This is a genomic window from Mesorhizobium sp. M2A.F.Ca.ET.043.05.1.1, from assembly GCF_003952445.1.
Lineage (GTDB): Bacteria > Pseudomonadota > Alphaproteobacteria > Rhizobiales > Rhizobiaceae > Mesorhizobium.
The window spans coordinates 1,591,056-1,610,358 of record NZ_CP034446.1 but is presented as its reverse complement, the minus strand read 5'-3'; the positions used below and the strand labels follow the sequence as shown (position 1 = coordinate 1,610,358).

Here is a 19,303-nt window from a genome sequence, read left to right as displayed (position 1 = left end):
CTTCCACCTTGGAGCCTCAGTTTCTGTTTTGTCCCACGAGCATCGCAAGTTGTCCGATCGGTTACGGATTGCTCCGAGTCATTTTCCACCTACCGCTTATGGTCGCGAGCTGCCGGTGACCAATACTTCAAAAGCGGGTGCCCAGGGGTAGGCCGAGTTGATCGGGCCCACTTTTATGCAGGCTGTTTGAGCCCTCGCGTCGTCCTAGGGTCAGTGCAAGCGACACCTGGACGAAAAATGAAACTTGCGGTGATTATCCCGACCCTCGGTCGCAGCGAGCAAGTTGCTCGCCTGCTGGGATATCTGGGTGGCCAGACAAGGCTTCCCGACGAGGTCATCCTGTCGGCACCCGATGCCACGCACATCGAACTCCCGGACCACTGCCCTTTCTCGGTGTCGAGTGTTTTCGGGCCCAAAGGATTGGCTGCCCAACGCAACACTGCTCTTGTGCCCTCGTTGGGTCGCTTCGACATCATAACGTTCTTCGACGACGATTTCGTTCCGTCCGCCCGATACCTGGAGCAGATCGAGCAGGCTTTTGCTGGAAATGACGGATGGGCGGTAGTGATGGGCAGGGTCGTCAAGGACGGCGCTACCAATGCCGGTCTGACCTGGGACGATGCAGAAGCTGCGCTAAGGAATTCAGAAGGCCGAGAAACGACTGGACCATCAGTGGTCGATCATGTTGGCGCCTACGGATGCAACATGTCGTTCCGCGCGTCGCTGATTGGCGATTTGCGATTCGACGAGCGCCTGGTCCTCTATGGCTGGCAGGAAGACATCGACTTCACCAGTCAAATGCGATCCAGGGGTCGCGTTGTATGCGTGACGTCGATCACGGGCGTCCATCTCGGGATCAAGACGGGTCGCGTCAGCGGAAAGCGATTCGGCTACTCCCAGGTCGCCAATGCGATCTATCTAATAAGGAAAGGCACGGTCCCTGCCTCCTTTGCCCTGCCCCTCATGTTCAGGAACATAACGGCCAACCTCGCAAAGAGCCTTTGGCCCGAGCCGTATGTCGATCGCAGAGGCCGGCTCGTCGGCAACGCGCTCGCGATCCTGCACATCGCCATGGGCCGGATCGAACCCGAATACATCCTGAAAATCTGACGGCGAGAATGACAATGCGCAAATGGCTTTCAACAGTGGCAGGGATTTCATTAGCCGCAACAGCTGCCTGCCCCTCGCCGGCGTCAGCTGCAGAGTACCTCCTTGGACCGCAGGACAAGGTCAGGCTGAAGGTTTACGAATGGCGCGCATCGCGTGATGTGATCTTCGAATGGACGGCTCTCAACGACAGTTTCGTGGTCGGCGCTGACGGCACCCTCTTCCTGCCTTTTGTCGGGCAGATACGCGCCGAAGGGACCGCTCCCGGCGATCTGGCCCGCTCCATAGGCGATCGGCTGATGCAACATATGGGCCTTGGCCGCCCGCCGGACGTGGCGGTGGAGATCGCGCAATACAGACCGTTTTATATTGTCGGCAACGTGAAGCAACCCGGCGAATTTCCCTACCGGCCTGGCCTGACGGTGCTACAGGCGCTGGGTATCGCCGGCGGTTTGCCGATACGCGAGGATGATGTGTCTCGGCTCCAACGAGAGGTCATCTCAAGCCAGGGCGAGGTCGGACTGCTCGCTCTGAGCAACGTCAGCCTGCTTGCTCGCAAGGCCCGGTTGCAGGCAGAATTGGCCGGCAGTGAGGATATAACTTTCCCCTCTGAACTGAGGGACAGGGCTTCGAACGAAACCGTCGCGCTGGCAATGGACCAGGAACGCAAGATTTTCGCCATCCGCAAGGATTCACTGGCGACCCAGCTCCGCTCACTGCGCGAACTCAAGGACTTTCTGCAAAAGGAACTGGCCTCGCTCGAGCAACAGCTGACCTTCCATGACAAACAGATCGAGCTCATCCAAAAGGAACTCGCCGGCGTCTCGAATCTCGTCCAGAAAGGTCTTGCGGTTGCGCCGCGGGAACTTTCCCTGGAGGGGACCGTCGCCCAGATGCAGAGCGACCGGTTGGCGGCCGAGACCTCGATGCTGCGTGTCAGGCAGGACATGAGCAAGACCGATATCGAAATCCTCAACCTCGGCAACCAGCGTTCCAGCGAGATCGCAGAGAGCTTGCGCGAGACACAGCAACAGCTCAATGAGGTCACCAGCAAATCCGACACCGCGGTGCAGTTGCTGCACGAGACACAAGTTACTGCCCCCGCTCTGCTGGCGCTCCGGCAAAACGCCGCAAAGGCCAAGCCGATCTTCACGATTGTGAGGCCGAAAGACGGTGGCACGGAAGAGCTTGCTGCCCAAGAGACAACTCTTGTCGAGCCGGGCGATACCGTGAAAGTAGAAATCCCGCTGCCGAAATCGGGTTTGGATAGCTTGCCTGCAGCGGATGCCAGCGTCCAGGCGGAGACAAACGCTGTTGGAAGTACGAACTGACCGGATCTATATCGGCGCCGACCCGTTGCTACATCCGGCTCGGCCGATGCCGTTCCTGCTGCAGGTCGCGGTTGGATGATCGGTCACAGTCACGCATGGTGATGTCGTCGGCCATTGTTGGAAAACGCCAACCTCTGCAAGAGCCGGTTTCGATATTTCGAACGGCATTCCCAAGCACTTTCCTTAACACTTGCCTTGCACTCCGAGGGCGCATATCAGTTGGCGCACGCTGGGCTGTTGATCCCTGACGAAACTGCCTGCCGCGGCAAGCCAAACCGGTTCTGCGGGTGCCACTGGAGATATTGGTGCTCACAAGCATACTCGCCGTATCGGTGGCAGGAATACTACTGGGTTTTCGCTTCAGGGTTGCGGCGCTGCTCGCGGCGACTGCCCTGCTGGTGATCGGAATCGTCGCCTGGAATAGCTTGGGATCGCCAGGCTATGTGACCGTGGGCAAATCTCTGGTTCTGATATTTTTCTTGGCCGGCGCCTACCTCGTAGGCCTATCCCTGTCGGTCCTCCGGAATCGAAACGAAGAGTGATCCGGTCGACGTTTCAAGAGGCCCTGTCGACCCGCATGACCGCGACGATAGTCCTCAGCAAGATCACGATATCGAGCCATATCGACCAGTTCCGCACATACTGGCTGTCCAGCGCGACGCGGTTATCATAGTCCATGCTGCTCCTTCCGCTCACCTGCCAAAGGCCGGTGAGGCCGGGTCTCGTTGCGAGATACTCTCCCTGGTGATCGCCATAACGCCTGAGCTCGTCCCTGACGATCGGTCGTGGACCAACGCAGCTCATCTCCCCGCGCAGTATGTTGATGAGTTGGGGGAGCTCATCCAAGCTGGACTTGCGCAACAGTCGCCCGAAGAACGTAACGCGGGGATCGTTCCTGATCTTGTGGGTATCTTCCCACTCCTTGCGTGCATCAGGGTTGGCATCGAGGTATGCGTCGAGAACCTGGTCCGAATTTGCGACCATCGAGCGAAACTTGTAGCAATTGAACGGCCGTCCACCGAACCCGACACGGCTGTGCGAGAATATCGCCGGACCTCCGGCCGTAATCCTGATCAACACCCCGACGAGAACCATGACAGGCGCGGCCAAAACGAGTGCTATCCCGGCTATGACCAGGTCCATGATCCTTTTGACCAGACCTCCAACCGGAGGGTTTGTCGTTCCCCCGTTGATGACATTCGACAGGTCATTTAATACCGCCCCGGCACTGGCGTAATCGCGCGAGGAAACGACATTCAGGACAGCCCCGCTCTCGACCGCCGCCGGCACAACCGACTGCCCCCAGATCAGCGCCCCCTGGTGCGACTGCTTTTCGAAGGCGTTTGTCATGTGGCGGCCATTGTTCTTAGTTGTTTGACGCCGACAGTCTCCCAAGTGCGGAACTCTAGGGCAAGAAATGCAAAGGAGGTAGCGCGATACTGCAGGGGCTACGCCCTAATCCTCACGTATGAATTGCTCTACACGCTTTGCCGACTTCCGAAAGCGCCATGGCTGGTCGCAACCCTACGGTACTTGGACGTCATCGACCGCGCGTTCGTGAGAAGCACGCCAAATATCTGTGTCCTGGAGGCTTGCAGTGTTCTGACGAGTTCTCGCAGCGTATCGACATGGGTTTTGCCCCACTCCGCTACGACCACGACACCGTCGAGCACCGATCCAACAACGAGATCATCGGGTCCGGATTCAAGCGTCGGCAGGTCGACGATGACTATGTCGTAGGCAGCCAGCTCCTGGGCAGCCGGATCGCCGGCGGTAACCTCGCTGAGGAAAGCCTGCATATTCCCAGGCACGAGCAGATCTCTTGAAACCACGACGAAACTTGAAAGCACGTCGAAATGCCGCCCCAGAGCGCGGACGATGTTGTATCGAACGGGATTCTGACACTCCATGCCCAGGCCATCGGAACGCCCGACCAGTCGTGTGGTGGTCGTCGGTCTCCGAACATCGGCATCGATCACCAAAGTCTTCAGCCCGGACATCGAGTAAAGCGTGGCGAGATTGCTTGCGACAGCACTCTTCTGGCTGTTGTTCGAGACCGCGGTTAGTCCAAGGACCTTCATCGGGTTGCTCGTTTCAGCGAGGCTGATTTCCGTCCGCGCTTTCCTCAGGCTCTGGCTGTACCGCGACCAAGGATGCCTGGTCACCTCGTCGGCGTTTCCGAATTCCCTCCGCTTGCTCGTAGGGGGCAATTCACCCACGCACTCCATTCCCAGATTGTCGCGAATATGACGTGGCGACCGTATGGTCCAATCGAACGAATGCCGCACGAAAGATACGCCAATGCCAAGAATGAGCCCTGCGACAGCCGCGAAAGCCAGCACCAGCTTCGGCTTCGGGGCACTAGGAGAAAGCGGAGCTGTCGCGGCTGTGATCACCCTTGCATCGGCGACCGGGTAAGATTGCTGGCTTACGGAATTGGTATAAGCCTGCAGGAAGCTTTCATATATCTTCTGGTAGGTGTCTGCAGTCACCTCCAGCTCTTCGAGAGTTGGTTCGGGATTGATACCGTCACCGGCCTCACCGCTCACGCTGTAATCGTGTCGGGAACGGAACTCTTGTGCCCTCGCCCTCGCCTCGTTCATCTGTGTGCGCAGTTGCTGGAGGCGTTTTTCAAGCCACGCCCCACCTTCCTTTGCCGCCTCCGCCTTGGTTTCGATCTGTTCATGCACAAAGGCATTGGCAGTCGCGTTGGCAATATTAGCGGCGCCTTCGGGGTCGGCGGAGGTGAAAGAGATGTCTATCGCGTACGAGACGCCCACCCTCCGAATGTCGAGGTCATTGCGGAAAATCGACATACTGCGCCGGGACTTCTGGTATTCGGTCAGCGTCACGGGCACATCGGGTTCGCTCAAACCGAGACGTCGCTGAAGGGATGTGGCCCAGGTGCTGTTCCCAAGAGCCCCGACAAGGATTTTCCCGACTTTTTTGAATCTCTCCGGCAATGTCGGAGCCTTTGGCTGATTGAATTTGGGATCATCGACAAGTTTCAACTGGTCGATGACCATCGACGCGATCTTCTCGGATTGCATCACGGCGATCTGGCTTTCCACCTGGGCGGTGTCCAATGACAGATTCACTTCGCCGCCTTCCTGCAGATGTTGCGGCAGTTTCGGCTCGATCAGAATCTGCGCGCTGGCTGTAAAAACCGGATCCGTGGTCAAATTGTAAAACCATGCCACCAAGAAAGCCGCCGCAAGGCAGGCCGTGATGGTTCCGACGTAGTGCCTCAGAAATCCGGTTATGTCCGAGAGGCCGATGAATTCCTGTCCGGCACTGGCCTGCTGATCGGTCACCAAAGGCCATTGGTTGGCGAAAAGGCGGTTCATTCAACGTCTTCGACGTGCACGAAGGACAATCCCTCCTGCACAACGCCCTGATACAGGTGCTTCATGGCGGCCCCGCGATCCCAAACTATGCAAAAAGAGTACGCCGGCGCGAGGGAAGGTAAACGCCACCAATTGGCGTAGACCTACGCCCTATGAGAACGCAGAAAGTTCGGCATGATGTCCCTTATTGTGGTCAGCAATGACATCTGATGCCCCAGCAGCAACTGTCGTGCCCGATTTGCCTCGAGGCCCCGGGCGAGAGTATCGAGCTTGGCAGACATGCCTTCGCTCCGCTCGCCATTTTCCACCATCTCGAGGGAAAATGCCGCACAGTCCATCATCCGGTTTCGAGCCCGGCGAAGCTGCTCCGCTTCCTTTTCGACCTCCGACTGAATGCCGTCGAGCACACGTGCCAAGCTTCTGAAGCGCCGGTCATCGACACTCTTCCGAAAAATCAATTCGAGAGATGTGAGCGGCATCATGCAGCCACAACCAGGGTCGGCACCGATGCGGACCAACCCTACGATACCTGATGGCTATGACCGGGCGAGATATCCTTTCGATCACCGATCGGTATCACCTATTGGATGATAGCGCGCGAACCGGGGTGTAGAGCTACCCGAATTCATGAAGGGGCCGGGGCACGCCGCCATGCTAGAAAAGTTGCGACAATTTCGGAGTGGTAGCCGTGACCTTGAATATAGTCAGCCAGGCCAAGCCGAACACATTCGCGTTCGAAAACAGCGCGCTCATCAAGGCCACTGGTTTCCGGGAATATGACGCGCGCTGGTGGTTCGGGCATCCGGGCTCCGAGAACGAGCCCGAACTCAACTTGATGGGCGCCCAAGCGCTGGGCATCGGTCTCGGCACTCTGATCCGCCGCATGGGCGTCGGCCCGGAAATCATCGCCGGTCACGACTTTCGCAGCTATTCCATGTCTATAAAGATGGCGCTGGTTTCAGGGCTGATGGCGGCTGGCGCAAGGGTCAAGGATATCGGGCTGGCGCTTTCCCCGACCGCTTATTTCGCGCAGTTCGCACTCAACACCCCGTCCGTCGCCATGGTTACGGCTTCTCACAACGAGAACGGCTGGACAGGAGTGAAGATGGGCGCGCAGAGGCCGCTTACATTCGGCCCTGACCAAATGACAGCCCTCAAGGCGCTCGTGCTGAACGGCGATTTCGACCTTGTCGGTGGTGGCAGCTATGAATTCGTATCCGATGTCCGCGAGAGGTACATCGAGGACTTGACCGCCGGAAAGAAGCTTCGCCGAAAGCCGCGCGTAGTCGTCGCCTGCGGCAACGGGACGGCTGGGGCCTTTGCTCCGCAGGTGCTGGAAAAGATCGGCTGTGACGTGATCTCACTGGACGTAGAGCTTGATCACACTTTTCCGCGCTACAACCCCAATCCCGAAGACATGCAGATGCTGCACGCGATCCGGGACAAGGTTTTGGAGACCGGTGCCGACCTGGGCCTCGGCTTTGACGGCGACGGCGACCGTTGCGGCGTCGTGGACAATGAGGGGGCCGAGATCTTCGCGGACAAGGTCGGCGTCATGCTGGCGCGAGACATTTCAAGCCTGCATCCACGATCCACTTTTGTCGTTGACGTGAAATCAACCGGACTTTTCATGACGGATCCCGTTCTCGCGCAAAACGGCGCACGCACGGACTATTGGAAAACGGGCCATTCCTACATCAAGCGACGGGTTGCCGATCTTAACGCAATCGCCGGTTTCGAGAAGTCGGGGCACTTCTTCTTCAACCCACCGATCGGGCGCGGCTATGACGACGGCCTCGTCACGGCAATCGCCGTCTGCGAGATGCTTGACCGGAATCCGGGAAAGACGCTGGCCGAACTCTACCGAGCCCTGCCGGTAACCTTTGGCACCCCAACGATGTCGCCCCATTGTCCCGACGAAGTCAAATACCACGTGGTCGACAAGGTGGTTGGCGACTTCATGAAAATGAAAGGTGACGGTGCCGACTTCGCGGGTCAACCGCTGGCCGACCTCGTGACCGTCAATGGAGTGCGCGTTGTGGCTCAAGACGGCACCTGGGGTCTGGTCAGAGCCTCGTCGAACAAGCCCGAGATCGTCGTCGTCGTCGAAAGCCCCGTCTCGTCGGAGCGGCGGCGACAGATGTTCGAGGCAATCGACGCGGTGCTGCGCCGCAATCCAGAGGTCGGAGCGTACAACCAGACATTCTGAGAGGAACTGAAGCATGGCACACCGGATCGTAAGTTTTGTCATGAGCGGAGGTGTCGGGTCGCGGCTATGGCCGCTCTCGCGCGAAGACAACCCCAAGCAGTTCCACGATCTGTCGGGGGATGGCTCCATGCTGGCGAAAACGGTCCGCCGCCTGAAGGCGTGGCCGAGCAGCGAAACGCCGATCTATCTGATAGCGTCCGAACGTCATGCCGAACGCGTTATCTCTGACATAAGTCCGCTCGGACTGAACGGTGGAAGGCCGATCTTCGAACCCCTGGGCCGCAATACTGCGGCGGCGGTCGCAATAGCGACACTGCAGACGATTTCCGAACACGGCAAGGATGCGCTTGTGCTTGTGGTCCCTTCCGATCACGAGATATCGACCGAAACGCAGTTCTGGGAGACCGTGGAGGCGGGCATGCCTGCCGCTGACTCGGGAAGCATTGTCGTGTTTGGCATCAAGCCCACTCATCCGGAGACCGGATATGGGTACATCGAGGTTGCCGCCAATGATGATGGGGCGGCCGCGGTTTCCCGCTTTGTCGAGAAGCCAGACATCGAGACGGCACAAAAATATCTGTCGTCGGGGAGGTTCTACTGGAACGCGGGCATCTTCCTGTTTCGTGCAGACACGATGCAGAAAGCTTTGATCAAGTTTCAGCCTGAAATCTGGCATACTGCGGAACGGGCCTTCAGGACAGCAAGGACCGACGTGTCAGGCCTCTACTTACCCCAAGGCTTCTATTCGGCGATCCCCTCTACATCCATCGACTATGCCGTCATGGAACATGCGCAGCGCATCGCGATGGTGACGGCTTCGTTCCGCTGGAACGATCTTGGGTCATGGCAATCATTGCTGGAGTCCAGCCCCGCGGACGGCAACGGAAACGTGGTAATGGGCGACGTCATGGCCCTGGACTGCGACGGTTCCTACCTCAGGAGCCAAGGTCGGCTGCTCACCGTGATCGGAATGAAGGATGTGGCGGTGGTCGCAACACCGGACGCAATATTCGTCGCCCCGGTCAGCCATAGCCAGAATGTGAAGAAAGTCGTGGAACAGCTCGAGAAAAGCGGGCGATTAGAGACAAAGTTCACGGCATCGGAAGACCGGGTCATTGTCAGCGGATCATGGCGCAAGCGCGTCGAGCACTGGCTTTTCAACGAGACTCTTCCGCTATGGTCGACCGCAGGGGTCGACACTGTTCATGGAGGCTTTCACGAAGCGCTCGGTTTCGATGCGAGGCCATTGGGCAAGCCCAAGCGGATGCGGACGATGGCCCGCCAGATCTATGCTTTCGCTGTAGCCAAGGAACGGGGCTGGGCCGGGGCCGCCGATAAGCTCATCGACCACGGAATTGAGTTCATCGCAAAACACGGCCGCACCGACCGGGGCGGCTGGGTGCGCGCCCTGAATTCCAATGGAAGCGTGGCCGATCCGATGGAGGATGCCTACGACCATTCCTGCGTGCTACTTGCGCTTGCCCACGCCTATAGATGCGGTCACCAGACGGCTTTGCAGCTCGCACAGGAGACATTTCATTTTATCGATTCCCACCTCGAGGATGGCAGCCTGAATGGCTTCCTGGAGACACCCGGCTGGAACGGCGTCCGGTCCTCGAACCCGCACATGCACATGCTCGAATCGTTCCTTGCCTGGCATGACGCGACCGGCGACCGTACATATCTTCGTCGAGCGGCTCGCGTGATCGATCTCTTCCGGTGTCATTTTTTCGATCAGGAAAGTTGGACGCTTGGCGAATATTTTGACGCCGACTGGCTGCCGTTGCCCGGAGACAAAGGGCAATGGACCGAACCGGGGCATCATTTCGAATGGGCCTCCCTGCTCGCGGACTTCGCGCGGGCCAGCGGGCAAAAGGACTTGGCTGCTTACGCCAGGAAACTCTATTCCTCAGCAGTTGCCAGCGGATTGAATCGAGCCACAGGGCTGGCGTATGCGGCCGTGTCTCGACAAGGGATGCCTCTCGACAGACTCTCGCGCAGCTGGCCGCAATGCGAGGCTGTCAAGGCGGCGATCGCGCTGGACAATATCGGCGGGCCTGATCTGAAACCCGAAATCGAAGCCCGTGTCGCGCGCCTTTTCAGATGGCATATCGATCCCGCACCGCTTGGCCTGTGGGTGGACAGGATCGACGAGCGCGGTCGGTCGCTTGCGACTGAGGTTCCAGCCAGCATCTTCTACCATCTGGTGACGGCGCTGACGCAGTATCTCGACAAGACCGAGGGACAGGTCGAACCGTTTCCGCTGCCTTCCCAGAAAAAGGACAGCCCCTCATCGAAGCAGGTCTACGGCTGAAGAAGCGACGGGGCCTCGCTTCGCGACGGCGGCGGATCTCCCGGCGGAATGTCCTTAATGCCGAAGAACACGAGCTACCGCTAATTCGGTATCCCCTTGCCTCTGGGTCACCGCTGTAAACTGGGTTACCGTCACCATTGGCTACACCCCTAAAGAGAAGGGTCCAACCCTCGGTCTCTTGGACTGCGCACACTCGTCAAGATCTTGAAAATAGGAAGCTTTTTGTCCGGGTAGTTAAGACGACGATGGCAAAAAAGAAATCGAGAGGCAGGCGTAGTGGCGATCTCCTGAAGTTGCTGGCAACAAGGCCGCGGGCGGTCGCGCTCGCTGCGCTGCATGTGAGTGAATCGGTCCTTTTGGAACTCGAGGCCTCGGAAGTGTTGTCGCCGGCGGAGATCAGGGGGCTGCTGAGGGACGCGTCGCTGACTTTGCGCAATGCTGCCGACCAGGCGGACAACCGGAGCTGTCTGGTTGCCAGTGAGATAGTTGAGTCAATGAGAGAGAACTTTAAGAGAAGTAAGTCATAGATGCTACCCGACCTCGCGGATATCAACCGGACCATAACTGGTTTTGAGCCAGAGTTAGCGCTCGGTTTGATGTCACAATGCCTTCCCGTTCCAGACTTAAAAAGGTTGCTCATCACGTGAAATTTCATATACATGATGAGGTTGAGGGAGGGATACAGGCAGTTGAGGGCGAGGGGTACGGATGACGTTTGCTTCACGTTCTTTTTCGAAAGGGGACGAGCACCGTTCGTCATACGTTGGACTTAACGATGACGACGCCGCGTTGATGAAGACGCTCGGGTTCGCTGCCAAGCGATATCCAGCCGACGCGGTAATCTTCAGCCAGGGCGACAGCAACGATCGTATATACATCGTTGAGTCAGGGTGGGGCTGCATTTCCCACGAGCTACCTGGGGGACAGCGACAAATTTTAGATTTTGCCTTAACGGGTGATGTGGTTCTGCCTCAATCATATGGAAGTGGCACCGTCGAAACGTTCGCGAGCCTAACCGAACTGTCGTTGTTGGTGGCGCCTACCAAGACACTCAGGCTGGCCGCTATGAAATCGCCTCATCTGTTCTCGTTCATCATGGACGTTCTGGTGCGCAACGGTGCTGTGATAGCTCAGCACCTCGCCAATGTAGGACGGCGTACCGCCTTGGAGCGAACGGCGCATTTGCTGCTTGAATTGACGGGGCGTCTGCGGCGTGTTGGCGCCGTTGACCGCAACGGCTTTGATTGCCCCCTCACGCAATACGATCTCGCTGACGCCCTTGGCCTTACCCCGATCCATGTAAATCGAATGTTGCGGGAACTCCGCGAGCGCAAGTTCCTCGAGTTCCGCCAGGGTCATGTCCGCCTGCTCGACGCTGCGGGCCTGACAAAGTTTGTGGGATTTGATGGCGCCTATGTGAAGGACTGAGCGCTCATCCAAAACGCTTCCTCGAAAATTCCGGCTCTACAAGCTAGGCCGACTTCCTGGAGAATGACGAGGAGCATCTTAACGCCGGTTACCTTCGCCTCCGCGCAGGAAATGTACAAGAAGGGCCTTGAGCGCCTGCCGCGGATATCGGCGCTGCAGCGCTCCCAGGCCGACATTCGCGCCAACCAGGCATCGAACCGCGCGCAGGTGGCGAAGAACGCCAACAGATTGGCGAGACTGAGTTCCAGCTCCTCTGCTCGTCTCGGTGTCGGCCGACCGGCTTACGGATGAGAAAACCGGCGAGCCCTATTTCCGCGCCAAGGTCAAAGTGGACACTGCCGATCTTGCAGAGCTCCATGATGTGCGCCTGTTCCCCGGCATGCCGGCGGAAGTCATGATCCTGACCGGCGAACACACTTTGTTCGACTATATGCTGGCCCCGGTGCAGGCTTCCCCTACTCGCTCTTTCAGGGACAATTGAGCGGATAGGACGAGGCATCCGAAAGCAGATGCCGCCAAAACGAGCGCGCAAGCGGCGCGCCCGTTATGCCCGGAACGATCTTCGCGGCATGTCGAGCCGTAAGGCTTCGGTCGTTCTATCGCGGTCGGCGGCCCTGTCGAAGAAGTATCCTTGAGCGAAGCGGCAGCCAAGGCGTTTGAGCTGCATCGCCTGATCGGCCGTCTCGACGCCTTCGGCAATGACACGCATGGCAAGCCCGTTCGCCATATCGATAATGGCTTTGACGATTATTTCGCCCGCGCCGCCATCGGACATCTGATCCACGAAGCTCTTGTCGATCTTGATGATGTCGACAGGAAAGTTCAGCAGATGAGTGAGCGAGGCATAGCCTGTTCCGAAATCGTCCAGCGCCACGAGCAGCCCATCGGCACGCAATTCCTCGATTGCCCGGGCGACCTTGCCATCGCTGTCATCCATATAAACAGACTCCGTCACCTCAAGAACGACGTGCCCGACCGGAATGCCATGACGCGCAAAGGCGCGAGAAATCCGCTCGCGCAGGCTCCCTTTCTGAAAATCCGCCATCGAGACGTTCACGCTGACATATTGCAGCGGTATCGCTTGCTCGAGCCAGTATTTGATGGCGCTCGCCACCTGATCCAGCATTCGGTCGGTCAGGAGATTTCCCATGGAAAAATCCTGCAGCGCGTCCGACAGCAGGCCGGCCGAGATGATTTCGCCGTCCCGAGTTCGAACACGGCAAAGCGCCTCCAGGCCCACCGTTCTTTCGGTGCTCAGATCCACGATCGGTTGATAGTGAGCCTCGACGCGGCCTTCAGCCAGCGCGCTTGTTGCCGTTTGAAGAATGCGGAACCGCTGAGCGATCGTGCTGGCAAGATCGTCATTGTAGAGCACGAAGCTTCCTCGTGCCGCCTGCTTGGCATGGTGAAGCGCAAGATTTGCATGCTGCAGGAGTATTGGCACCTGGCAGGACTGCGATTGATTGGACACCGCCCCGCCAGAACTGACCGACAGGGAGAATGTGGCCTCCTCGCCGGGAAAGGAGTGTTCCTCTGTCGCCTTCAATATCTGCGAGGCGATCCTCGACAGGCTGATGGCCGGGCTCATCCCCTCGATCAACACGGCAAATTCATCCGCATCCACCCTGAAAGTCTTTTCAGGCGCGGCAATCCGCGCAATGGTGCGGCCCACTCTGCGGATCACTTCGTCGCCGGTCGCATGACCAAAGGTGTCATTGACGCGGCCGAGGTGATCGATATCAACCAACAAGATTGCGAGTGGATCCTCGCCCGCACTGGAAGCCAATTCCAACGCCTTGATGAAATGCGCGCGATTTCCCAGCCCTGTGAGCAGATCATAATATGCCAGGCGCTGGTTTTCGGCCCTTGCTTCCTCTCGCTCCAGCGCGAGTGAGCAAAGATCGACGCATCGGTTGACGATCAACCATTCTTCGTCTGTCGGTCCTCGATGCTCCCGATAATAAAATCCGAAGGCTCCGAGCACGCGGCCATCACTTTGCATGATCGGACTGGACCAGCAGGCCTTGACGCTATGATCCCTGGCCAAAATGCCGGCAAGCGCCTGATAGGGACCCCAAAGGGGATCGGTGAAGATGTCTTGGACCGCGACAGGCGTCCGCCGAAAGGCGGCGGTTCCACATGAGCCGACATTGGGTCCGATCGGTATCCCGTCCAATGCCGAGGAGTAGTCACTCGATATGTTTGGCCCGGCCAGCGGATGGATGATCCCTTCGCGATCGATTGTAATGATCGAGCAGAGCGTGTCTGCCGAAAGTTGTTCGGCATAAAGGCAGATATGGGCAGCGGTTTCCTCGATCGATCGTCCCTTGGCGATCATATCCAGGACGGCTTGTTGAAGCTGCTCCGGCATCAGGCTCTTTCCGCAGTCACCTTTGCGTGGACTGTTGAACTGGCAGCATGATCATCCTGTTTCGCATGTTGATGTCCCCCCGCACATACTTCTTCGTCGTTCGGCGTACCGCACCTACATCGGGTAGATGTTCGGCATCGGCCGGTCCCGTGGCGCAAATCAATGTGACGAGGCAAGGTGCCATGGGTTGCATGTTATATTGCCGAACGCGGTGGCGTACCGAGGCGGCTAATATTTTGCCCGGCTAAAGTTAACATCTTCGAAAATCTCCTGTCGCAGCTCCGCCTTTTGAAAGCCGTCGGCCGAGCGCGACGACGCTGGCAGGCCGCATCGCGATCAGGCGCAAGGCCGAGTTGGCACTATTGACCTGTATACAGGAGTTCAGGTATGCCGATCGTTAACAGGAGGCGACCTGCAAATGACTTCATCCACCGAGACGGCGATGCGCCAGGATCTTGCGGCGGCCTACAGGCTCGTTGCCCATTTCGGCATGGATGACCTGATCCACACACATATTTCGGCGCGATTGCCGGACGAGCCGAACCACCTGCTGATCAACCGTTACGGCGACCTGTTCCGGGAGGTCACCGCGGACTCGCTCGCGGTGATCGACCATCAAGGACACCAGGTGCGCGGCACGCAGGTTCCGATCAACACGGCAGGCATCGTCATCCACACGGCGGTCCATTCGGCACGGCCCGACGCCATCTGCGTCATGCACACGCACACCGCCGCGGGCGTGGCGGTCAGTTGCCTTGAAGAGGGCCTGCTGCCGCTCAACCAGACCGCCCTGCTCTTCTACGGCCGTGTCGGATATCACGCGTTCGAGGGGATCGCTCTCGACCGGGACGAGCAGCAGCGCCTGGTCACCGATCTCGGCGACAATCGCGCCATGATCCTGCGCAACCATGGCCTGCTGACGGTTGGCCGTTCCGTCGGCGAGGCGTTTTCCCTGATGTATAATCTCGAGCAGGCCTGCCGCATCCAGCTTGCCGTGCTTGGCAGCGGCCGGCCCGTGCATCTTCCGTCCAGCGACGTGTGCGAACGCACCGCCGCGCAATATGAGGCCGATCCGGACGGCGCCGCCGAACTGGAGTGGCTGGCATTGCGTCGGCTCTCGGGCCTCGTCTTCCACGGCCGTTGACGCCGTGCGGGTCGTGCTTGCCGATCCTCTCGCTTATTCGGAGGCGTTCGATACCGCGTTGCGCTCGGCCTGTCCCGGCGTGGAATTCCGCCGCTGGACCGAATGCGCGCCGGACACCGACTACGACCTGCTGGTGACCTGGGCTTTTGCGCCGGACATGGCGAAGCTGCCTGCCTCGACGCGCGCTGTGCTCTGCCTGGGCGCCGGCATGGATCAGTTGACCTCCGATCCGCGCCTTCCCGGCGATATGCCTGTCTTGCGCCTGCGCGATCCCGCGCAAGCACAGCAAATTCTCGACTACGCCATGCACGCGGCATTCGCCCGCCAGCAGGACGATTTTTCCGTTCGCCGCAGCCAGGGCGCACGCAGGTGGCAGCGGGCTGTTTCCGAGATCCGCGACCGCGGCGCCTTGTCGGTCGCGGTGCTTGGCCTGGGCATGATCGGCGGCCATGTCGCGTCGGGCCTCGCGGGAGCGGGCTTCCGGGTCTCGGGCTGGTCGCGCACGCCCCGCGAACGTGTCGGCGTGACCGCCTTTCATGGCGAAGGCGGACTGGTTCCGGCCGTCACGGGGGCCGATCTCCTTGTCAACCTGCTGCCGTCCAACCAGCACACGCGCGGCATTCTCGACGGGCGGGTCTTCGGCCTGCTAGCGCCCGGCGCCTATGTGGTCAATCTGGGGCGTGGCGACCATCTCCACGAGACCGCGCTCAGGCAAGCGCTGGACAGCGGCCATATCGCCGGCGCCTGGCTCGACGTTTTCCTCCAGGAGCCGCTGCCGGCCGATCATTGGGCCTGGGCGCATGAAAGCGTGCGCATCACACCCCATTGCGGCGGCCTGCCAACGCCCGAGGGGACCGCGGCCGCGATCGCGGAGGCGATCAAAGCGCTCGACGATCCATGAAATCCGCTGGTTTCCGGCAAACCGCTTCTTGACTCCCAAAACTCCTGAATGCCAGTATACAGATATGCTGAAGCTGAACGCACCAGTCCTGACCGAGCAGAACGAGCGACGGAACACGATATCGGCCAAGGCCTATCAGGAACTGCGCGAGGCGATCATCACCGCGCGCGTCCTGCCCGGCGCGAGCCTTGCCGAGACTGACGTCGCTCAGGCGATGGGCATCAGCCGCACACCGGTGCGCGAGGCCTTCACCCGGCTCTTCGACGAGGGGTTGATCGAGATTTCGCCGCAGACCGGCACCCGCGTCTCGCTTATCGACATGACCCGTGTCCGCGAGGCCGTGTTCATCCGTTCGACCCTGGAAAGCGCGGTCATCGCCAACAGCGGCGTCCATCCGGACCCCGGCACGCTCGACGAAATCGAGCTGTCGTTGCGGGCACAGGAACGGCTGGTCGACAGCGACGACATGGGCGCCCTGCATCGCGCCGACATGGCCTTCCACTCGGGCCTGACGGCTGCCTTCGCGCATCCCCGCGCCTGGGCTGCCTGCCAGCATATATCGGCGGACATGATGCGCGTTCAGTTCCTGATCGGCATGAAGCCGGATCACATCCGCTCGATCATCGCGGAGCATCGCGCGATCCTCGATGAAATCCGTGCCGGCAAGACTGGCGAGGCCGCGCGCCTCATGGCCGCGCACATTCGCAATGTCGACTTCGACCAGGCCACCCTCAAGCGCGAGCATCAGGAATTCTTCCGTGCGGGAGACGTCCTGTGACCGCTCCCGTCCCTGCCCTCGCCTTGTCAGGTCCGGAACCGGCGGCCTCTTTTTTTTGGGCGGTCTACGAAACCGGTTTACCAACCAAGTTCAACATTGTCCTGCCGGGAGCGTTGAAGCGTTTGTCGGATCGATTGAAGATCACCATCCGGGATGTCGCGCGGGCGGCGGGCGTCTCGGTAACCTCCGTGTCGCGCCATCTCAACGGCCGCATCAGCCTGCCCGACTCGACGGCGCTGAAGATCGAGCAGGCGGCTGCCCATCTCGGTTATCGTCCCAACGCCATTGCCCGGCGGCTGACGCGCGGCAGCAGCGAGACGCTCGGCTTGATAACCTCGGACATCGCCTATCCGCTGTTTGCCGCCATCGCCTCCGCATCCGAAGCGGAGGCGGCGCGGCACGGCTACAACCTTCTGATGCTCAACAGCCGCAACCTGGTGGATCATGAGCTCGCCTTCCTGGCGCGTATCGAGGACCATCAGGTGGACGGCATCCTGCTTCTCACCAACCATTCGGACGACGGCCGGCTGGTCAAATGCATCAACCGGACCGGCGGCGTGGTGCTGCTCGACGAGGATGTGCCGGGCGCCCGGGCGCCGCGCCTGTTTGCCAGGAACGCCGACGGCGCCCGCATGGCAACCAGTCACCTGATCGAGAAGGGCCATCGCCGCATCGGCGCGATCGCCGGCCCGCATGGCCTGCTCAGCACGACCGAGCGGCTGTCTGGCTATGCCGAGGCGCTGGAAGCGGCGGGCATGGCGGTCGACAACCGGCTGGTGGTCCATTGCGACTACGATGAAAACCAGGCTGTTGGCGCTTTCAAGGAGCTGTTCGAGCAGCCGGATCCGCCGACCGCCGTCTTCACCTGCGGCGACATGCTGGCGCTTGGCGCCATGCGCGCGGCGCGCGGCATGGGCCTGCGCATTCCCGAGGATGTCTCGCTCATCGGCTTCGACGACATCAGCAATGCCGACCTTCTTTCGCCGGCGCTGACGACGGTGCGGCAGTCTCCGGCCGAATTCGGCCGGCGCGGCGTCGCCATGCTGCTGGACCTCATCACAGGCAGAAAAACAGAAGCGGTCACCGAACGCATCGGCGTCGAGCTCGTCGTCCGTGCATCGGTCGCGCCGCCATCAGGCCGCCGGCTATGGCGGTCTGCAAGCAATACCGGTTCCGAGCCGCCAACCGGCGGCTTGGCGCCGGCCCGGGAGGAAGTCACCGAAAACTAGGACTCCAGACGGACATAAAAAGGGGAACAGCCATGTCCAGCAACCGCTTTGGTCAAGACGCAGCGTTAATAGCAATCGAGAAGTTCAAATCCGGTCGGATCGACCGTCGCTCCTTCATTACCGCTATGGCCGGCCTCGGCCTCGCTGTCGCGATGCGGCCCGGCGCGGCATCGGCGGAAGCCAATGAGATCGTCGTCTGCAATTGGGGCGGCGCCGCGCTCGACGCCTTCCAGAAGGCCTATGGCGAGCCCTTCACCAAGAAGTCGAGCATACCGGTCGTGATCGATGGCGCCGGCCCGGAGACGGGAGCGATCCGCGCAATGGTCGATTCCAAGAATGTGACCTGGGACGCCACCGACGGCGGCATGACCGACGCGCTCGTGCTCGGCAAGGGTGGCTATGTCGAACCGATCGACTACTCGATCGTCGACAAGAGCCTGGTCGGCGACGGCCTCGCCGCCGAATTCGGCATCTGCAACTACACCTATTCCAACGTGCTCGCCTACGATTCCAAGAAGCTCTCGACCGCGCCTTCCAGCTGGGCCGACTTCTTCGATCTCGAGAAATTCCCCGGCAAGCGCACGATGTGCAAATGGATCCAGGGCCAGCTCGAGGCGGTCCTGCTCGCCGACGGCGTCAAGCCCGAGGATATCTATCCGCTCGACGTCGACCGCGCCTTCAAGAAGCTGGAGCCGCTTCTGCCGAACCTGATCTTCTGGGAGTCGGGCGCGCAGAGCCAGCAGCTCTTCCGTGACGGCGAGGTGGTGATGGGCAACATCTGGCACACCCGCGCCAACCTGCTGCGCAAGGAGAACCCCCAGTTCACCTGGACCTGGAACAACAACCTGATGTTTGCCAGCGCATGGTCCGTGCCGAAGGGCAACCCCGCCGGCAAGAAGGTGTTCGACTTCATCAACTCGTCGATGGAGCCGGAAGGCCAGATCACCCTGCTGCGCATCATGGGGAACGGCCCGTCCAATCCCAAGGCGCTCGCTCTCATGACCGAGGAAGACAAGGCGGTCTATTCGCTGGCGCCTGAGAACGCCAAGACAGGCTTGAAGATCTCGGCCGCGTATTACGCCGACAACGAAGCCGCGCTGCAGAACAAGTTCCTCGATTTCATCTCTCGCTGATCAGGGACGGC

The 19,303-nt window shown here is 59.9% G+C and carries 16 protein-coding genes; 12 read left to right on the top strand and 4 right to left on the bottom strand.

What is annotated here, in order from left to right:
- Positions 1–237 precede the first annotated feature (237 nt).
- The 3 genes from EJ069_RS07665 to EJ069_RS07655 all read left to right on the top strand — a co-directional run bounded on the left by EJ069_RS07665 (position 238) and on the right by EJ069_RS07655 (position 2,980).
- Entirely contained in the window at positions 238–1,110 is an 873-nt protein-coding gene (locus EJ069_RS07665; RefSeq protein WP_126060787.1) for a glycosyltransferase, read from the top strand.
- A 14-nt stretch (positions 1,111–1,124) separates the two neighbouring features.
- Positions 1,125–2,438 (top strand): polysaccharide biosynthesis/export family protein, encoded by a 1,314-nt coding sequence (locus EJ069_RS07660; RefSeq protein WP_245456455.1) that lies wholly within the window; start codon positions 1,125–1,127, stop codon positions 2,436–2,438.
- Positions 2,439–2,743: 305 nt separating this feature from the next.
- Positions 2,744–2,980 (top strand): hypothetical protein, encoded by a 237-nt coding sequence (locus EJ069_RS07655; protein ID WP_126060785.1) that lies wholly within the window; start codon positions 2,744–2,746, stop codon positions 2,978–2,980.
- Positions 2,981–2,993: 13 nt separating this feature from the next.
- Here EJ069_RS07655 and EJ069_RS07650 read toward each other — a convergent pair whose 3' ends face one another.
- The 3 genes from EJ069_RS07650 to EJ069_RS07640 all read right to left on the bottom strand — a co-directional run bounded on the left by EJ069_RS07650 (position 2,994) and on the right by EJ069_RS07640 (position 6,267).
- The gene (locus EJ069_RS07650) at positions 2,994–3,788 is read right to left on the bottom strand and encodes a sugar transferase (RefSeq protein ID WP_245456454.1); all 795 of its coding nucleotides are present in this window, start codon (positions 3,786–3,788) and stop codon (positions 2,994–2,996) included.
- A gap of 128 nt (positions 3,789–3,916) precedes the next feature.
- Positions 3,917–5,785 carry a GNVR domain-containing protein gene (locus EJ069_RS07645; RefSeq protein WP_126060784.1) on the bottom strand — a complete coding sequence of 623 codons (1,869 nt, stop codon included), beginning with the start codon at positions 5,783–5,785 and terminating at the stop codon, positions 3,917–3,919.
- A gap of 143 nt (positions 5,786–5,928) precedes the next feature.
- Positions 5,929–6,267 (bottom strand): hypothetical protein, encoded by a 339-nt coding sequence (locus tag EJ069_RS07640; protein ID WP_126060783.1) that lies wholly within the window; start codon positions 6,265–6,267, stop codon positions 5,929–5,931.
- 206 nt (positions 6,268–6,473) lie between these two features.
- On the opposite strand from EJ069_RS07640, the gene EJ069_RS07635 reads away from it, so the two are divergent.
- The 4 genes from EJ069_RS07635 to EJ069_RS07620 all read left to right on the top strand — a co-directional run bounded on the left by EJ069_RS07635 (position 6,474) and on the right by EJ069_RS07620 (position 12,217).
- Positions 6,474–7,994 (top strand): phosphomannomutase/phosphoglucomutase, encoded by a 1,521-nt coding sequence (locus tag EJ069_RS07635; RefSeq protein ID WP_126060782.1) that lies wholly within the window; start codon positions 6,474–6,476, stop codon positions 7,992–7,994.
- Positions 7,995–8,007: 13 nt separating this feature from the next.
- Complete coding sequence (locus EJ069_RS07630; protein WP_126060781.1) at positions 8,008–10,308, top strand: mannose-1-phosphate guanylyltransferase/mannose-6-phosphate isomerase; 2,301 nt, start codon at positions 8,008–8,010, stop codon at positions 10,306–10,308.
- Positions 10,309–11,016: 708 nt separating this feature from the next.
- Entirely contained in the window at positions 11,017–11,736 is a 720-nt protein-coding gene (locus EJ069_RS07625) for a Crp/Fnr family transcriptional regulator (protein ID WP_126060780.1), read from the top strand.
- A gap of 265 nt (positions 11,737–12,001) precedes the next feature.
- A complete protein-coding gene (locus EJ069_RS07620) occupies positions 12,002–12,217 on the top strand; it encodes a hypothetical protein (protein WP_126060779.1) in 216 nt (71 codons plus the stop codon).
- A 63-nt stretch (positions 12,218–12,280) separates the two neighbouring features.
- On the opposite strand, the gene EJ069_RS07615 is transcribed toward EJ069_RS07620, so the two are convergent.
- Positions 12,281–14,107 (bottom strand): EAL domain-containing protein, encoded by a 1,827-nt coding sequence (locus EJ069_RS07615; RefSeq protein ID WP_126060778.1) that lies wholly within the window; start codon positions 14,105–14,107, stop codon positions 12,281–12,283.
- A 418-nt stretch (positions 14,108–14,525) separates the two neighbouring features.
- On the opposite strand from EJ069_RS07615, the gene EJ069_RS07610 reads away from it, so the two are divergent.
- The 5 genes from EJ069_RS07610 (at position 14,526) to EJ069_RS07590 (ending at position 19,292) form a co-directional block, all read left to right on the top strand.
- Positions 14,526–15,251 carry a class II aldolase/adducin family protein gene (locus tag EJ069_RS07610; RefSeq protein WP_126060777.1) on the top strand — a complete coding sequence of 242 codons (726 nt, stop codon included), beginning with the start codon at positions 14,526–14,528 and terminating at the stop codon, positions 15,249–15,251.
- A gap of 13 nt (positions 15,252–15,264) precedes the next feature.
- Entirely contained in the window at positions 15,265–16,152 is an 888-nt protein-coding gene (locus EJ069_RS07605; protein WP_189476214.1) for an NAD(P)-dependent oxidoreductase, read from the top strand.
- 64 nt (positions 16,153–16,216) lie between these two features.
- Positions 16,217–16,930 carry a GntR family transcriptional regulator gene (locus EJ069_RS07600; protein WP_189476211.1) on the top strand — a complete coding sequence of 238 codons (714 nt, stop codon included), beginning with the start codon at positions 16,217–16,219 and terminating at the stop codon, positions 16,928–16,930.
- 134 nt (positions 16,931–17,064) lie between these two features.
- On the top strand, positions 17,065–18,159 hold the full coding sequence (locus tag EJ069_RS07595; protein WP_126060774.1) for a LacI family DNA-binding transcriptional regulator: 1,095 nt from the start codon (positions 17,065–17,067) through the stop codon (positions 18,157–18,159).
- Positions 18,160–18,191: 32 nt separating this feature from the next.
- Complete coding sequence (locus EJ069_RS07590) at positions 18,192–19,292, top strand: ABC transporter substrate-binding protein (protein WP_126060773.1); 1,101 nt, start codon at positions 18,192–18,194, stop codon at positions 19,290–19,292.
- Positions 19,293–19,303: the final 11 nt, after the last annotated feature.

Excerpts from the sequence above, each read along its gene's own strand:
- EJ069_RS07615 (WP_126060778.1), bottom strand. The coding sequence starts at position 14,107 with ATGCCGGAGCAGCTTCAACAAGCCGTCCTGGATATGATCGCCAAGGGA.
- EJ069_RS07630 (WP_126060781.1), top strand. The coding sequence starts at position 8,008 with ATGGCACACCGGATCGTAAGTTTTGTCATGAGCGGAGGTGTCGGGTCG.
- EJ069_RS07610 (WP_126060777.1), top strand. The coding sequence starts at position 14,526 with ATGACTTCATCCACCGAGACGGCGATGCGCCAGGATCTTGCGGCGGCC.
- EJ069_RS07640 (WP_126060783.1), bottom strand. The coding sequence starts at position 6,267 with ATGATGCCGCTCACATCTCTCGAATTGATTTTTCGGAAGAGTGTCGAT.
- EJ069_RS07600 (WP_189476211.1), top strand. The coding sequence starts at position 16,217 with ATGCTGAAGCTGAACGCACCAGTCCTGACCGAGCAGAACGAGCGACGG.
- EJ069_RS07660 (WP_245456455.1), top strand. The coding sequence starts at position 1,125 with ATGCGCAAATGGCTTTCAACAGTGGCAGGGATTTCATTAGCCGCAACA.
- EJ069_RS07650 (WP_245456454.1), bottom strand. The coding sequence starts at position 3,788 with ATGACAAACGCCTTCGAAAAGCAGTCGCACCAGGGGGCGCTGATCTGG.
- EJ069_RS07645 (WP_126060784.1), bottom strand. The coding sequence starts at position 5,785 with ATGAACCGCCTTTTCGCCAACCAATGGCCTTTGGTGACCGATCAGCAG.
- EJ069_RS07665 (WP_126060787.1), top strand. The coding sequence starts at position 238 with ATGAAACTTGCGGTGATTATCCCGACCCTCGGTCGCAGCGAGCAAGTT.
- EJ069_RS07590 (WP_126060773.1), top strand. The coding sequence starts at position 18,192 with ATGTCCAGCAACCGCTTTGGTCAAGACGCAGCGTTAATAGCAATCGAG.
- EJ069_RS07625 (WP_126060780.1), top strand. The coding sequence starts at position 11,017 with ATGACGTTTGCTTCACGTTCTTTTTCGAAAGGGGACGAGCACCGTTCG.